Origin of the sequence: Candidatus Regiella endosymbiont of Tuberolachnus salignus, assembly GCF_964020115.1 — a bacterium.
Taxonomy (GTDB): Bacteria; Pseudomonadota; Gammaproteobacteria; order Enterobacterales; family Enterobacteriaceae; genus Regiella; species Regiella insecticola.
The window spans coordinates 406,410-421,135 of sequence record NZ_OZ026542.1 but is presented as its reverse complement, the minus strand read 5'-3'; the positions used below and the strand labels follow the sequence as shown (position 1 = coordinate 421,135).

The following is a 14,726-nucleotide window of genomic DNA, read 5'->3' as shown; positions in this document are numbered from 1 at the left end:
TAAATGTTTCGCTAAAATCTTATAAAAAACGCCTCTGAACGTCACACCGCTTATTCCGCCACACAACAGGGTATCAGCGATAAGATACTCGCTTCTAGAAATCCTCCCTTGGCATCATTTTTCTTTTATACCCTTCGCCTTTGAAGCTGCCGTGTTGTTGGCTGCAGGTGTTGGAGAGCATAAAAAAGTGGGGGGCAATGATCCAAATCATCCTCATTGAGGATAAAATCACTGACACTATTTTATGCTCTCCCATTTATTGCGCGTGAGCGGGATCATCATTGTGCGTCGCTACAATTAGAGCTGGTAGATACAGGGCGTTTTCATGAACGTTTTTTGTACAGTAAAAGTGGCGTAATTAATTCACTTAATAAACAAGGCTTACGCATGAAATCTCACTTTTTGATTGAGCCACGTGATCAACAAATGTGCATAAAAATGCACTAAGCAGCTTGAAAAGACCGCTATTTAATCAATATAAGGTCGTTATTTAATCGGCTTTAGTGCAAAAAACGTTCATGAAAACGCCCTGGGGTGGAGGCGGGTAATGAATATGTTTCACTGATTTACCAACATTATTTGCGGCAAGAGACTAATATTAAGTATAGGCGACACTCTAGGTAGGAATTCTATTGCGCTGTCCTTGTTTTCGTGAGCATTTTATGAAAATTTTTTAATAAGATTAATTATAAAATTAGGAAAAACCATTATGCTTATCAAATCAAACCTGTACAGTAGTAATTTAACACAATTGATAGATGACTTGACTGAATATCTCAACGGATTGAAAAGCAGTCTTATATCAACCTCTAATTCAGGCTCCTTATCTATAGAAGCAAAGAGTAATACAATATCAACTCCGACTACTTCGTCAATGTTTTCTAATATTTCTACAGAAACTACTCAAAAAAAAGCGGCGCTTGATAAAATCAACAAATTGGCGTCTTACTCAAAATGTCTTTCTTTAGAAAACATAGGGTCTGGCATAGCCAGCATAAAGGATGATGATGTAAAAAACAAATTAGACATTTTAAAACAATTAGAATCTGTATATCTTGCTAATAATCAGTTAACTGTGGAAAACTTTGCATATCTGAAAAACACATTACTAAGTGGTAAGAAATTGTCGATTCTTGATTTAAGAAATAATGCATTAAAAGATTTACCTGACATAAATGATTTTACTCAATTACGAAAACTTGATCTTAGGGGAAACTCGTTAAAAAGCTTTAATGCATCTTACTTACCTCCCTCGTATCATTAATATTAGACGAGTCACAACTACAAACCTTCTCTCTCGATACGATTAAACAACAACTGCAAAAAACAGGATTTTCGGTAACAGAGGTGCAAGACGGAACTATTCTTTTCAATCCTGATGAACATAAACAAAGAAGAGAATTGACCAACACTCAAAATGAATATATTAATAACATTCAACAGTACTTTGAAAAAATACCCCCCTTGATAAAAGAATTTACAGAAGAAACCATTTTTTTGAATCCAGGAAGACAACAGCAATTTCAGGCCAATTTATCTGAATCCGCGTCCTTTGTATCTGAAAGTTATCTAAACAGTTCTTTAACAAGTGACTCTATCATACCCCCAGAAGACCTTAAAGAGCTTGTTTTAAATAAGGATTATGTTCTTTTGGTTCATTATGCAAATAAAGGTTATGGAAAGGCAAAAGAATTTCTTAAGAAAGATGGGCTAAGATCGCTTGAAGATATTTATCTTCAAGGTAAGGCATCACCTGAGGAAGTAGAACGCTATACAATAAGAAAATCTATCTCTGGTATAAAGAATGATCCAGGTTTAATTTATTTCAGGCTCGTCGGAAATAACTCTATTTCTAATGATGGAATACTTATAGCTGTAAAAATAGAAAATGTTTTTGTTTATGATCAAGAACATAGATCTCATGGAAATTATGATTCATACGTCAATTCAGAAATACCTATAATTGATTTTATAAAAAATTATTCCCGATTCAAGTCTATTTACTACGACAAAGCAGCAAATAAAGAGTATGGTTACATGCCCGAAGTAACCGTCCGTACAAAACATATTGACCCTCGGCTTTTTATAGAACCTGAAAAAATAGGTATAAATTCTCTAAATTAAAGAAGATAGAAAAATCTCTAAAAACCCGATATCAGTCAGTACAAAAAATCATCTTAACGTACAATATTTTCCCGTTTCTCAAACGGTGGGGTTATCGGGTCGCGCAAGGGAACTTCCCCCCTGCGCTCCCTCGGAACCGGACGTGACAGTCTCCCGTCATCCGGCTCTTGTCGTTGACCGTTAGCGCCGCGTACAAATTTCCCAGTGTGCAAACAGACTGGGCTTAACGCTCCATATCCTGTCTAACCATTCATACGCCTGAACCAGACTACCGTGTACCCGCTTGTATTTGCGGGTAACCCATTTAGCAAGGTGCAGATCGACATGTCTGGCTACACAGTCCAGGAAAAGCGCCCATAGTACTTAAACCAGCCTCGTAACATGGGATTAAGCCATCGTGCCATTGCTTCCAGCGATAGCGGTGTCTTGTGGCTCAAATCCCAGCCCCGCACTGTCTGACGGATTGCCCTGGCTGCACTGCCACTCATCGCTGGCAGGAAATTCACCGAAAGTGTTACCAACAATGCAAAACTGAGCCACTCCAACAATTGAAATCTGAGCCACTTGTTTTCACCATCGTGCCTTTTCGGAGGCACTTTGATTTCAAAAGAAGAACTCATGAAAATTCAGATTTTGCATAAACAAGGGCTGTCGCAAAGAGCTATCGCCAAAGAATTGGGCATCTCGCGTAATACCGTCAAGCGGTACTTACACAGCAAGATGAATGAGCCGGTTTATAAATCACGTGATAAGTCGTCTTCATTGCTTGCTCCATTTAAGTTGTTTCTGCACTCACGTATTGCACAAGCGAAACCGGTGTCAGCGCTAATGATAAAAGACCGTAAATTGCTAATTTAATTTGTCCACTCAAGCCAGAATGCAGTTTCCTTTGTGGTGACAAAGCCATGAGGGAAATAAGCATGCTAAGAAGAGAGGACCACTACATGATAAAACAACGCCATCAACAGGGGGCATTTATTGTTGATATTGCCCATCAGATAGGGTGTTCAGAAAAAACGGTGAGACGGCACATTAGCTATCCTGCGCCGCCAACAGCAAAACGCGGTAAAAAACAGGTTGCTAAACTCGAGCCCTTTAAAGACTACATCGATTCAAGGTTGAGTGAACAGGTTTGGAATGCGGCGGTTATTTTTGAGGAAATCCGTGAAAAAGGCTACCGGGGTGGGAGTGCGATGCTCCGACGTTATATACATCCCAAACGTCCGCTCAGGGCCTCGAAAAACACGGTACGCTTTGAAACCCTCCCCGGTTATCAACTTCAACACGATTGGGGAGAAATCATCGTTGAGGTGGCAGGCTCTGCCTGTACGGTTAATTTTGCCGTTAATACGCTCGGTTTTTCGCGTCGCTTTCATGTCTTTGCTGCCCCTAAGCAAGATGCTGAGCACACGTATGAATCGCTGGTTCGCAGCTTCAATTACTTCGGTGGCAGCGTAAAAAATGTCTTGGTAGATAACCAAAAAGCCGCTGTTATCAAACATGGACAAAATGGCCACATCGAGTTCAATGCGGGCTTCCTGCAACTGGCTAATCACTATGGGTTTAGCCCTCGCGCCTGTAAGCCTTATCGACCGCAAACGAAAGGCAAAACCGAACGGATGGTGGGCTATGTTAAACACAATTTTTTCACTCGCTACCGTCAGTTTGAGAGTTTCGCTCATGTTAATCAACTGCTAGCGATGTGGCTGGCGAAAGTGGCAGACCAGCGTCATCTTCGTCAATTCAAGCAGACACCGGAAAATCGTTTTGCTGAGGAAAAAATAGCCTTGATGCCACTCCCTGCGACTGATTTCGATACCAGCTACTTCGACCTACGACAAGTGGCATGGGACAGCTATATCGATGTCAGAGGTAATCGCTATAGCGTGCCTTCATTCTGGTGTGGTCGTGCGGTTAATATTCGTATCGGTTTAGATAATACGCTACGTATTTACGGCGATGAGCAACTGCTCGCGACGCATCTCTTGCAGGAGGTAACGCAGGGCTGGCAAAAGGTGCCAGAACATCATCAAGCCCTTTGGCAACAGGTCAATCGAGTAGCGTCTCGTTCGCTCAGTGTGTATGAGGAGCTACTCTGATGGAAATGGAAAACTTGTTGATACGGTTAAAAATGGATTACCTGGGCGATGCGTTGGAGAGTTTATGTGAAGAAGCCACCAAGAAAGCACTGAACTACCGTGAATTTCTCCAGCAGGCATTAGCCCAGGAATGGAACGGGCGTCACCAAAAAGGCTTGGAATCGCGGTTAAAACAAGCACGTTTGCCGTGGATAAAAACCTTGGAGCAATTTGACTTTACTTTCCAACCAAGTATAGACAGGAAAATTATCCGCGAGCTGGCGGGGCTGAGGTTTGTCGAACATCATGAAAACGTCATTTTGTTAGGCCCACCTGGGGTAGGGAAAACGCATTTGGCGATAGCGCTGGCTGTCAAGGCAGCTACAGCTGGGCATCGGGTATTGTTTATGCCTCTGGATAGACTCTGCTGTACCTTAATGAAGGCAAAGCAAGAAAACCGTCTGGAACGCCAACTTCAGCAACTGTGCTATGCCAGGGTATTAATACTGGATGAAATCGGGTATTTACCGATGAATCGCGAAGAAGCTAGCCTATTTTTCAGGTTATTGAGCCGTCGTTATGAAAAGGCGAGCATCATTCTCACATCAAATAAAAGTTTTACTGATTGGGGGGACGTATTCGGTGATCACATTTTAGCAACTGCGATTTTAGACAGGCTTTTACATCATTCAACCACATTGAATATTAAAGGAGAAAGCTATCGACTCAAAAATAAACGCAAAGCAGGCATGTTGCCTATAAAAACGACTGATATTATCCAGGCGCCTGGAATAGAAACCCAACAGGAAAATTAGCAAAAACTGGACATTTTAAAGTAGCAAAAAGTGGTCAATCTAAAGTAGCGTTGACAACCGGCGCCTCTCTCCGGTGTCGTGTTATTCAGAGAACTCAAAGAGTTAGGCTATACAGGTAGCCTGTCGTTGTTACGTCAGTATTTGTATCTGTACCGTGGCAAACCTACGCCAGAGCCCATCGTGCGTTTTGAAACCGAAGCCGGCAAGCAAATGCAAGTCGACTGGGGTCAAATGCGGGGGGGTAAATCTCCCCTTCATGTCTTTATCGCTGTCTTGGGGTATAGCCGGGCGATGATGGTGATATTCACTGATAACATGCGATACGACACACTTGAGCACTGTCATCGACTCACCTTGGATTACTTCCAGGGCGTGCCACGCGAAGTCTGGTACGACAATATGAAAACGGTGGTGGTGGAGCGTGATGCTTATGGTGAAGGCAAACATAAGCTTAATCAGGCGTTTTACCCGTTTGCCAAAAGTATGGGGTTTATCCCGAAGCTTTGCCATACCTATCGACCACAAACCAAAGGCAAGGTTGAACGAATGGTACGCTATGTCAGGGATAATTTCTTTCGTCCGCTCAATACCAAGTTATTGGCGTTGGGCCTGACGCTCGATACTGACACTGCCAATGAGCACGTCACGCTATGGCTGGAAACGGTGGCACACCAACGGATCCATGACACCACTAAAGAAAAACCTGCACTGCGGCTTATCGATGAACGTAAAGCACTACAGGCATTACCTCCCGAAATAGTACCGATAAGCTCTTCTCTGGCCAGCGAGCGCTCATTACCTTCGGTCAATGAGTTGAGTCAGCAACCACTGCATCATGCTCTTAGCGTGTATGACCAACTGATGGAGGCGATATGAACCTGCAATTATCCCGTATTGGCGAACTTACCTCAGCGCTGCAACTGCCGGGGATTGATGCAAATGCCTGCGATTTAGCCCAGCAGGCGGCGCAACAAGAGTGGGATTATCTGACCTTCCTGGAGCAGATTCTGCAGTGTGAGAAACGTTCACGTCATCAGCGGAAGCAGCATATATTCACCCGAATGGCTGGATTCCCTGGCCTAAAAACGCTGGAAAACTTTGATTTTACCTTCGCCGCGGGGGTGCCCAAAAAACAGGTCATCGAGTTAGCGTCGTTGTCATTTATTGAGCGCCAGGAGAATGTGGTGATGCTGGGGCCGTCAGGGGTGGGCAAGACCCATATCGCAATAGCCCTAGGTTACAAGGCCGTGCAGGCAGGAATCAAAACCCGTTTTATCAGTGCATCTGACTTAATTCTGCAACTAGCCACAGCGCAGCGACAAGACAACTATAAACAGGTCATGCAGCGCGCCGTACAGGCACCCAGGTTGCTAATTATTGATGAAATCGGCTATCTGCCCTTTACCGTACATGAGGCAAAATTGCTGTTTGATGTTATTGCCAAACGCTATGAAAAAGCTTCAGTGATATTAACAAGCAACTTGCCTTTTGGTCAGTGGGGACAAGTCTTTGCAAACGATACAGCACTCACCTCGGCCATGTTAGACCGGGTACTACACCACTCACATATCTTGCAAATCAAAGGAGAAAGCTATCGGATCAAAGAAAAAAAACAAGCCGGATTAATGGACAAACCCAAAGTGTAGTGGATCACTTTTAGATTGTTGCTGTGGATCAGTTTTAGGCTGTTGTTGACAATAGCCCGGGTGTTGCGTTTCAATTTCACCCTGTGCTTCCCGTTTATCTTGCACTTTTTCCAGTGCTTGCAGCTGGGCTTCGGTGAGTAAATATCCCTCCTGCGCTACCTTAGCTTCCAAGGCAGAAAGGCGTTTCTTGATATTTTCTAGGTCATGGCGCAACCAAACCGAGCGAACACCACTGCCCGAAATCATTATCCCCTGTCGGTTGAGTTCATTCGCTACGCGGTGTTGTCCATAAGCAGGATAGTCGTAAGCCATATTCACCACCGCTTGTTCTATATGCGGTTCTACCCGGTTTTTTTCGAGTGGTTTTTTACGACTTATCTCTACTAGCGCTGGTTCACCTCCCTGCTCATACAACTTTTTAAACCGGTAATAGCTGTCCCTACTGTAGCCCATGACTTTACACGCTGATTGAACATTACCCAATTGTTTCGCCAGTTCCAGTAAGCCTAATTTCGGTTTGATTATTTTTGCTGTTTGATTCATCTCTAACACTCCTTTATCTCATACTAAACATACTTAGAATGTCAGATTAAATTCAAACTTTTACACTATAGCATTCCTTCATTTTGTAAACCGCCTCTACACGCCTTTCATCGGGCGCCCATTTTCTTTCCACTGCTCCCATTCAGCGTAAAGGGCTTCTTTATTTGAGTTTGTTATCGGAGAGCATAATTACATCGCCATCGCTTTACACCGAAAAAATTTTAGTGATTTGTGATGACATGATCGAATATTACCGATTCAACGTGCCGGTTGTCTCAATCTCTGCTGATCAATACTGTTAAAATCATCGATGAGTGAACCAAAGTTGCCGTCTTTAATTTTTGCCTTAATGGCTGCCACAGATTGAATGTGATACCTTTTTTTAACGACTTCATTTTTTTATCCCCATTTTTATTAGAATTAATCTTGATAGCTAAAAAATAGCTTATAAGCTACAATGTAGTATGAAGATAAAAAACTACCTGACGCCAGACGGTCATGATCTATTCTCCGTTTTTCTGAAAAAGGTCAGAGATCCTATTGCCAAGGCAAAAATAGCGATGAGAGTGAACAGGATGTCAGCCGGTAACTTCGGTGACTGTAAACCTCTTAGAGAGGGAGTCTGGGAAATCCGTATCGATCAAGGATCGGGTTATCGCGTGTACTACAGCCTGGTTAACAAGCAAATTATTTTATTGTTGTTAGGCGGCGATAAAAGAACACAAAGCGCAGATATTGATCATGCGGTAGCGTGTTTGCAAGATTACTTAAAGAGGTAAGGCGGATGACCAAATCAAGAAATTACGATGATGCAATGGTTGAAATGTTGAAAAATGACACTGAATTCGCCATTGCTTATCTTCATCAGGCTTTCGCCGAACTTGATGAAGAAGGAGGGCAGGAAGCGTTTCTTATAGCTCTGCGCCATATTGTTGAAGCGCGCGGCGGGATGGCAGTGATTGCAGATAAAGCAAAAGTATCTCGCGAAACTTTATACAGAACGCTATCAGCGAAAGGAAATCCAACATTAAGTACGATGCGTCAGATCATCCATGCAGCCGGCTTCAATTTTTCAAACATTGCTGCTCATGCTTAGCTAGATCGTGCCGGTTGTCGCGATCTCTGCTGATCAATACTGTTAAAATCATCAATGAGTGAACCAAAGTTGGAGAGCATAAAAAAGTGTGGGGCAATCGTTTAAATCATTCCCATTGACGATAAAATCATTAACACTATTTGAACGCTTTCCTCATCAATAGCCTTGCAATGAAAACATTCACCATTAAGGTCGCGATTCGTGGTGTCAGTCCCATGGTCTGGCGTCGGTTTAGGATTGCTGCTCATACCTCACTGGCCGCTCTTCACTACATTATCCAGATAGCACAAGGCTGGGATGATGAGCATCTTTATCAATTTCACATTTATGGCAAAGACTACGGAATAGCCTACGAAGGTGGGATGGGTTTTTCGGATGATCCCTATTTGGTAACACTTGATGACTTTGGCTTTGATGTCGGTGATCGTTTCACCTATGAATACAATTTCTTTGAAAACTGGCTTCATGACATTCGCATCGAAACCATCCATGATAACTCAACCCAAAAGTCTCCATTTTGTCTGTAATGATTCCCCTAAAACGTATTTATCTTTTGCCTGAAGCTGAAATTACCGATCTCTATGCAAGACCCCTTTTTAATCAAGATGAACAACGGCTTTATTTTGAAATGAGCCAAGGTGAATTAGATAAACTCAGTCAATTTGGTACGCTCAAAACAAAAATATATTTCATTTTGCAGCTTGCCTACTTCAAAACCAAAAACCAATTTTTCACTTTTGTATTTGAGGATGTTCTGGCTGATGTTGCCTATGTGCTTGCCAAATTTTTCAAAAAAACCGACCCGATATTTCAGGGAAGCATCACACGTCAACGCATCCGTCAGCAAAAACAAATTATTCTCAGTCTGTTTAATTATCAAGATTGGTCAGTAAAACAAGCCATCCTGATTGAGGAACACCTGTGTGAATTGTTGCGGTATTATCCTAAAGGCCATGACACCTTCCGCCAGTTACTGGTCTACCTTGATAATCAAAAAATCGTTATCCCGACCTATCGGTGTTTGCAGGATATGTTTACCCGGGCATTTGCTAAAGAAAGCGACTGACTTAATCAATTAATCGTGTTGATACCCGAGATCAAACAAAAGCAATTATCAGGATTAATTAATAGGGATGAAGGAATCAGCAGGCTAAACACCCTACGTGCTGATCAAAAAAACTTTACCTATACTGCGATAAAGAGCAATTCCCCGTTCTAGCGCAATTTTTACAGGGAAGCACCTTTGATACAAAAGCAGCAATGCGTGAATTTTATTTAAAATCATCACGCTTATTCGCACTTTATCTGAGGCCAATCGTGCTAACCGTTCCATTTGTATTTTATAAAGAAAAAAATGAGGTTATCGCGCTGATTGATTTAATAAAAAAGCACTATGGTAGCGGAAAGGATCCATCAACATTGATATTACCAGAAGCGCTTAAAGACGCTATATCCAGAACACAGCTCGCTTATTTGAAGAAAAAATCCAGTGAGGAACAGGTCGATCCCCATTTATTTGAATGCTTTGTTTACCATAAGATGATGTTGAAAAAATAGCGCAATAATTTGGTTATCCAAAAATCCCAAATTATTGCGACCAACGCTTGGATGATGCCCTTTTGATGCTGGACACCACATGGGATAAAACGACAAAACGGATAAACCATCGAGAAAATACAGGGTTCAGTATAAAAGAAACCAAAACGGGCAGACAAGACTGGCGCTTGGATTATGATAGCAAGACGCCTCTTGATGACGCTTTTTTCAGCACCCTGCCTCAGGTAGAAATACCCGACCTCATGCTGTATATGGGGGAGCGGATTAACATGTGGAGTTCTTTTACCCACATAAGAACACGCTACAATAAAAAAAAGGAACCCCCGCCGCTGGCCATTATCGCCTGTATTCTATCGGAGGCCTTTGGCATTAGCATAGAAAAGATGGCAGAAATGTCTGATCTAAACCCTAACCTAATGCGCTCAACTCAAGAAGATTTTATACGCACAGGAACGGTATGCGCAGCGAATGACACAGTGGCTAACTTTATCCACTCACTGCCTATTTTTAAGCAATGGAATTTATTAGATGAAAAATTGTTAGCAGATGCGGATGGGCAAAAACTTCCGACCAGTGAAAGTACTATCCAGTCACGGTATTCAAAAAAACATCTTGGGAAATCTCCTGGGCTATCCATTTATACATTGATAGCCAATTTTGTTGCCGTTAATGCCAAGAACATTGGGCTTAATGAATATGAAGGGCATTCTCTTTATGACGTCATTCATGGTAATAAAACAGACATTACTATCGACAGGGTAACGGGTGATAATCACTCTCTGAATAAGCTCAATTTTGTTATATTGGATTCTATTGACGTTGATTATGTGCCTGGCATTAAAGATATAAGAGAAGCAGCGAATGACCTGTATTCCGTCAAAACACCGGATAATTACACAGGGATTATTCGCCCCAAAGGGAGTATCGATAAAAATCTGATTAAAGCACAAAAGAGAGGAATATTACGGGTATTACTGTCTTTATTACTGCAAGAAAATACGCAAAGTCACATTGTTAGAAAACTAAATTCCTTTGCGCGTTACGCTGGATTAAAAAGAGCACTGATTGAATATAATACCCTCTTTAAAAGCACACATGTATTGAATTTAATCGATAATATGACGCTTCGAAAGGCTATCCGAACGGCCAGAAATCGAACAGAGGCCTATCACCAGTTACAAGGTCTCATCAGGAAAATTTATCACGGGGTTTTTAAAGGAAAAAAGAGAATAACTAATCAGGTCAGCGCGCATGCAGTAAGACTGGTTGCAAATTCTATCATTGCCTACAACGCTATTATTTTAAATACCCTTTATGAAAAAATGCAAGCAGAGGGAGTTAGCCAGACAATTATTGATGAGTTTGTCAGGATTTCTCCTATTGCCTGGGCGCACATTGCCTTTACTGGTAAGTACAATTTTAAAAAGAGCAAGAGTGATTTTAATCTGGATACGATGATCAATGAGCTTGAAAAACATTTAAAACGATGCTTCTGGAAAGCCGCTTAACTCAGAACGAACACTTTTGGGGGTTCCTCCAGTGCGCTGGGCAAAGCTGCACTGTTCTTGCAGGTGGAAGTCCTGCCGTAGAAGGTTAGCTAGATCACTACGTAGCGAGTCTTGCGCTACCAGAGGTAACGAAGGTGGTGAAGCGTAGACAGTGAAACATTCGAGCCGAAATCAACAGATGAACGCGATAACTCCGAAATCCCCGAGTGGTGCTGTGCCGATGGCCTTGGAGGGTCAGCAGGCCAAGGTTTCTCGATGGTTACACTAGCGAAATCCATCATGAAACACACACCGGAGTCGCAGGCGTCGGCGAGTTTGTAGAGAACAGTGTGGAACCCCGGAGATCCAGAAGGTTCTCAATGGAATGAGTATTTTAAGCACAAGTGCCAAACACGAGGCTTAAAAGAAGGCCTTCTGGAAGTCGGAGCCAGCCATAGTAGCGAAGAAGCGAGTAATGATCGTGGAGCGAAGGGCGGGCAGATAGATCGCGCGTAAGAGGGAAACAATGACCGTACTCAGCAACGACGGAACAACATGGTTAACTAAACTTGAGCGCATAGGTGAGAGAGCAGCATGTGATAAACAGCTCGTGTTCAACAACTTAGGACATTTGCTAAACAACAACATGCTGTGTGGACAATTCTATCGGCTAGATGGGAATAAAGCCGTAGGGATTGATCGCGTGACAAAGGCGGCATACGGAGAAAACCTCGACGAGAATGTTATGAATCTCGTCAAGCGGATACGCAAGGGGACATACCAACCCAAGCCAGCCAGAATAACGGAGATCCCAAAAGAAGACGGCAGTAAACGGCCATTAGCGATTTCCTGTGTGGAAGATAAGCTGGTACAGCGTGCTGTCAGCGATATTTTGAGCAGGATATACGAACCGCTATTTCTGCCCTGTTCTTACGGTTTTCGCCCGAAATTAAATTGTCATGATGCATTAAAGGCGCTACAACAACAAACCTTCCGTAACTGGAACGGGGCTATTGTAGAAATCGATATCCGTAAGTATTTCAACAGAATACCTCATAGGGAATTAATGGAATTACTGCGGAGAAAGATATCAGATAGGCGCTTCCTAAGATTGATCGAGGTGCTGATAACTGCGCCAGTAATAGCAGGTAAACAATTATCCAGCAACGAGCAAGGCTGTCCGCAAGGGTCAATTCTGTCGCCCATTCTTGCCAATATATACCTACACCATGTGCTCGATAAATGGTTTGATGAAATCAGCCGTTCATCTCTTCCTGGACGTGTGGAGATGGTGAGATATGCTGACGACATGATATTTACCTTTCAGATTCAAAGAGAAGCGGAACGCTTCTACAGAGTCTTGCCGAAACGATTGAATAAATATGGTTTGGCACTGCATGATGATAAATCGCAACTATTACCTGCGGGGCATATTGCAGCGCTAAAAGCCAGCCAGTCCGGAGAACGTCTACCGACGTTCAACTTTCTGGGATTTACCTGCTATTGGGGGAAAACGCGAAAGGGATATTGGCGGCTGAAATTTACCAGTCGAAAAGACCGCTTTGCGGCCAAACTTAAAGGACTAAGAGACTTTCTCTGGAAGAATCTGACCTCAAATAAAAGGCAAACCCTGAATACCGTCATTAGCGTTGTCCGAGGCTGGGTAAACTATCACGGCATTTCGGACAATCAAAGACGGGTTGGCCAGTTTATACACCAGAGTCGCCGTATTATCTTCAGGTGGTTTAACCGCAAAGGTGGGCGACGTCGCCTGACATGGGAAAAGCTCGCTCTGATCCTGAAAATGCTGGGTTATCCAACAAAATGGAGAACCCGATCACTGTTTCAATCTCACTAAATAGGTGTGGGGACACTGATCTATCGGGAGCCGGATGCGGTAGTTCCGCAAGTCCGGTTCTGAGGAGGGTTCGGCTGGAGTGATCTAGCCGTTCTACTCACCCACGACCCCTAAAAGATTCAGCAGGGTATATAGCGGGTTACAAATTACAGTTGTTGACTATTTTTCAAAACCAATCTCAATTAAATGAAATTTACGGTTATGAAGGCACGAAAACGCTGTTAGCTAACCACTCCTGTAAAGTGAACTATGCCATCAGCGAACAAGCGGATGCAGAACGGGTATCCAATGAGTTGGGTTTCAGAACGGAGAGATCAAGATCAGAAAGTAAAAACCGTTCTAAAGGGATCTTATCTAAAGGTGAATCTGCCAGTGAAGCAAAACGCCCTTTAATGTTGCCACAAGAACTCAAGACATTAGGTTTTGACGAAGAAATTATTATCTTAAAAGGCGAACACCCCATTAAATGCAAAAAGGCATTTTATTTTAATGACAGTGACTTTATGGACAAACTCATTGTGCTTTCCCCCACCCTTAAAAAAGCCGCTGAGAAATTAAAAAAAGGACAATTCCCCAGTAAAGCGGATTTGGCACAGGCTTTATTTCATCATGAGCTTGAAGCGGATAATTTTAATAAGGTGATGACAGGATGAAAAAAATAACATTAATGCTATTGAGTGCATTTTTATCGGCCTGTTCCTCTCCCCCCAAACCTCTCCCTGTCCATTGGCATAAAGCAACCAAAGAAGTTAACAATAAGATACCGCGTTGGAAAGGAAACAAGGGTGTTATTCTCTCGCCAACGGTGACAGAAAATTGGGCAGTAGATTGGCCTAATTTTACAGGGGATAAAGGACAATACACGCCTGCTTTTTATTATGCGCTCGCCCATGCAAAACGGATTATTGTTAAATCAAAAAATGAAGATGAAAGAATTAACGCGAAACGTTGGCTGCAATCTCATGGCGCTCGTGCCGTTATCGATTATCAAAACGAGGCATATTGTTTACTTTGCAAAAATACGGCAATAACATTCATTCACGACAATAACGAGACGGTTAAATCAAACGAAGCTAGCCAAAAAACACCTTCGCCTGTCATTAAGACGGGAATCACTAATCGGGGTTTAATGAATAAACCCGCCCCAAAGGAAATAGGTAAAGGTGATCTTTTTTCTGAAACAAAAAATACGGCGATAAAGACAACCCCAGTGAAACCCATCGTTAAGTTAGCACTTCCTGTCTGGCGTGCAGAGGTCAGATCAACACTGCATGGCGTATTAGTGAAATGGAGCAATAAAGCAACCTGTAATAATACAGATAAATGGCGAATACAATGGAATAGCAAAAAAGATTATTCCATTGACTCCGCTTTATCTTTCCGTGGCGCGTATTTGGATGTTGTCGTGCAGCTTTTCAATTTATACCAAAAGGCAGCGTCTCCCTTGTACGCTGACGTTTATAAAACACAGTGCTTAATCATTATTAATGATTTTGATAAAGACAAAAACAAAGGACGCTAA

18 protein-coding genes and 2 pseudogenes are annotated in these 14,726 nt (G+C 42.5%); 16 read left to right on the top strand and 4 right to left on the bottom strand.

Going from position 1 to position 14,726, the window contains the following annotated elements; genetic code table 11:
* The first annotated feature begins 709 nt into the window (after positions 1-709).
* Together AACL30_RS02260 and AACL30_RS02255 are read left to right on the top strand one after the other, a co-directional pair.
* Complete coding sequence (locus AACL30_RS02260; protein WP_339057669.1) at positions 710-1,264, top strand: leucine-rich repeat domain-containing protein; 555 nt, start codon at positions 710-712, stop codon at positions 1,262-1,264.
* An 83-nt stretch (positions 1,265-1,347) separates the two neighbouring features.
* Positions 1,348-2,124, top strand: a complete 777-nt coding sequence (locus AACL30_RS02255) for a hypothetical protein (protein ID WP_339057668.1) — start codon at positions 1,348-1,350, stop codon at positions 2,122-2,124.
* Between the two features lie 332 nt (positions 2,125-2,456).
* On the opposite strand, the gene AACL30_RS16285 is transcribed toward AACL30_RS02255, so the two are convergent.
* Together AACL30_RS16285 and AACL30_RS02250 are read right to left on the bottom strand one after the other, a co-directional pair.
* Positions 2,457-2,561 (bottom strand): group II intron maturase-specific domain-containing protein, encoded by a 105-nt coding sequence (locus AACL30_RS16285; protein WP_422389588.1) that lies wholly within the window; start codon positions 2,559-2,561, stop codon positions 2,457-2,459.
* Positions 2,512-2,688, bottom strand: coding sequence for a hypothetical protein (locus tag AACL30_RS02250; protein ID WP_339057667.1), 177 nt, complete (start codon positions 2,686-2,688; stop codon positions 2,512-2,514). Before AACL30_RS02250 ends, AACL30_RS16285 begins: the two co-directional genes overlap by 50 nt.
* A gap of 54 nt (positions 2,689-2,742) precedes the next feature.
* Here AACL30_RS02250 and AACL30_RS16280 point away from each other — a divergent pair.
* Positions 2,743-2,839 (top strand): annotated as a pseudogene (locus tag AACL30_RS16280) (helix-turn-helix domain-containing protein); the annotation flags it as partial.
* A 60-nt stretch (positions 2,840-2,899) separates the two neighbouring features.
* Here AACL30_RS16280 and AACL30_RS02245 read toward each other — a convergent pair.
* Positions 2,900-3,046, bottom strand: coding sequence for a hypothetical protein (locus tag AACL30_RS02245; protein ID WP_339057666.1), 147 nt, complete (start codon positions 3,044-3,046; stop codon positions 2,900-2,902).
* Here AACL30_RS02245 and istA (AACL30_RS02240) point away from each other — a divergent pair.
* The 4 genes from istA (AACL30_RS02240) to istB (AACL30_RS02225) all read left to right on the top strand — a co-directional run bounded on the left by istA (AACL30_RS02240) (position 3,045) and on the right by istB (AACL30_RS02225) (position 6,663).
* Positions 3,045-4,223 (top strand): IS21 family transposase, encoded by a 1,179-nt coding sequence (istA, locus tag AACL30_RS02240; protein ID WP_339056344.1) that lies wholly within the window; start codon positions 3,045-3,047, stop codon positions 4,221-4,223. The two genes, AACL30_RS02245 and istA (AACL30_RS02240), sit on opposite strands and share 2 nt — an antisense overlap.
* Positions 4,220-5,017, top strand: coding sequence for an IS21-like element helper ATPase IstB (istB, locus tag AACL30_RS02235; RefSeq protein WP_339058365.1), 798 nt, complete (start codon positions 4,220-4,222; stop codon positions 5,015-5,017). The genes istA (AACL30_RS02240) and istB (AACL30_RS02235) overlap by 4 nt, the downstream gene beginning before the upstream one ends.
* A 78-nt stretch (positions 5,018-5,095) precedes the next feature.
* On the top strand, positions 5,096-5,893 hold the full coding sequence (gene istA / locus AACL30_RS02230) for an IS21 family transposase (RefSeq protein ID WP_339057665.1): 798 nt from the start codon (positions 5,096-5,098) through the stop codon (positions 5,891-5,893).
* Positions 5,890-6,663, top strand: coding sequence for an IS21-like element helper ATPase IstB (gene istB / locus AACL30_RS02225; RefSeq protein WP_339057054.1), 774 nt, complete (start codon positions 5,890-5,892; stop codon positions 6,661-6,663). Before istA (AACL30_RS02230) ends, istB (AACL30_RS02225) begins: the two co-directional genes overlap by 4 nt.
* A 39-nt stretch (positions 6,664-6,702) precedes the next feature.
* Here istB (AACL30_RS02225) and AACL30_RS02220 read toward each other — a convergent pair.
* Positions 6,703-7,206 (bottom strand): annotated as a pseudogene (locus AACL30_RS02220) (helix-turn-helix domain-containing protein); the annotation flags it as partial.
* Between the two features lie 464 nt (positions 7,207-7,670).
* On the opposite strand from AACL30_RS02220, the gene AACL30_RS02215 reads away from it, so the two are divergent.
* From AACL30_RS02215 to AACL30_RS02175, 9 genes are all read left to right on the top strand, one after another.
* Positions 7,671-7,985: a type II toxin-antitoxin system RelE/ParE family toxin gene (locus AACL30_RS02215; RefSeq protein ID WP_006705547.1), complete on the top strand. Its 315-nt coding sequence runs from the start codon at positions 7,671-7,673 to the stop codon at positions 7,983-7,985.
* Between the two features lie 5 nt (positions 7,986-7,990).
* Positions 7,991-8,302, top strand: a complete 312-nt coding sequence (locus tag AACL30_RS02210) for an addiction module antidote protein (protein ID WP_039908873.1) — start codon at positions 7,991-7,993, stop codon at positions 8,300-8,302.
* Between the two features lie 170 nt (positions 8,303-8,472).
* Positions 8,473-8,829: a plasmid pRiA4b ORF-3 family protein gene (locus AACL30_RS02205; protein WP_422389563.1), complete on the top strand. Its 357-nt coding sequence runs from the start codon at positions 8,473-8,475 to the stop codon at positions 8,827-8,829.
* Positions 8,829-9,368: a DUF4158 domain-containing protein gene (locus AACL30_RS02200; protein WP_339058378.1), complete on the top strand. Its 540-nt coding sequence runs from the start codon at positions 8,829-8,831 to the stop codon at positions 9,366-9,368. The genes AACL30_RS02205 and AACL30_RS02200 overlap by 1 nt, the downstream gene beginning before the upstream one ends.
* A 251-nt stretch (positions 9,369-9,619) precedes the next feature.
* On the top strand, positions 9,620-9,859 hold the full coding sequence (locus tag AACL30_RS02195; RefSeq protein ID WP_339057664.1) for a hypothetical protein: 240 nt from the start codon (positions 9,620-9,622) through the stop codon (positions 9,857-9,859).
* A gap of 167 nt (positions 9,860-10,026) precedes the next feature.
* Entirely contained in the window at positions 10,027-11,367 is a 1,341-nt protein-coding gene (locus AACL30_RS02190) for a Tn3 family transposase (protein WP_339057663.1), read from the top strand.
* A 505-nt stretch (positions 11,368-11,872) separates the two neighbouring features.
* On the top strand, positions 11,873-13,204 hold the full coding sequence (ltrA, locus tag AACL30_RS02185) for a group II intron reverse transcriptase/maturase (RefSeq protein WP_339057662.1): 1,332 nt from the start codon (positions 11,873-11,875) through the stop codon (positions 13,202-13,204).
* A gap of 155 nt (positions 13,205-13,359) precedes the next feature.
* Positions 13,360-13,857: a type IV secretory system conjugative DNA transfer family protein gene (locus AACL30_RS02180; RefSeq protein ID WP_422389562.1), complete on the top strand. Its 498-nt coding sequence runs from the start codon at positions 13,360-13,362 to the stop codon at positions 13,855-13,857.
* Entirely contained in the window at positions 13,854-14,726 is an 873-nt protein-coding gene (locus AACL30_RS02175; RefSeq protein WP_339057661.1) for a TcpQ domain-containing protein, read from the top strand. Before AACL30_RS02180 ends, AACL30_RS02175 begins: the two co-directional genes overlap by 4 nt.

Excerpts from the sequence above, each read along its gene's own strand:
- AACL30_RS02260 (WP_339057669.1), top strand. The coding sequence starts at position 710 with ATGCTTATCAAATCAAACCTGTACAGTAGTAATTTAACACAATTGATA.
- istA (WP_339056344.1), top strand. The coding sequence starts at position 3,045 with ATGCTAAGAAGAGAGGACCACTACATGATAAAACAACGCCATCAACAG.
- AACL30_RS02245 (WP_339057666.1), bottom strand. The coding sequence starts at position 3,046 with ATGCTTATTTCCCTCATGGCTTTGTCACCACAAAGGAAACTGCATTCT.
- istB (WP_339057054.1), top strand. The coding sequence starts at position 5,890 with ATGAACCTGCAATTATCCCGTATTGGCGAACTTACCTCAGCGCTGCAA.
- AACL30_RS02215 (WP_006705547.1), top strand. The coding sequence starts at position 7,671 with ATGAAGATAAAAAACTACCTGACGCCAGACGGTCATGATCTATTCTCC.
- AACL30_RS02210 (WP_039908873.1), top strand. The coding sequence starts at position 7,991 with ATGACCAAATCAAGAAATTACGATGATGCAATGGTTGAAATGTTGAAA.
- AACL30_RS02205 (WP_422389563.1), top strand. The coding sequence starts at position 8,473 with ATGAAAACATTCACCATTAAGGTCGCGATTCGTGGTGTCAGTCCCATG.
- AACL30_RS02200 (WP_339058378.1), top strand. The coding sequence starts at position 8,829 with ATGATTCCCCTAAAACGTATTTATCTTTTGCCTGAAGCTGAAATTACC.
- ltrA (WP_339057662.1), top strand. The coding sequence starts at position 11,873 with ATGACCGTACTCAGCAACGACGGAACAACATGGTTAACTAAACTTGAG.
- AACL30_RS02175 (WP_339057661.1), top strand. The coding sequence starts at position 13,854 with ATGAAAAAAATAACATTAATGCTATTGAGTGCATTTTTATCGGCCTGT.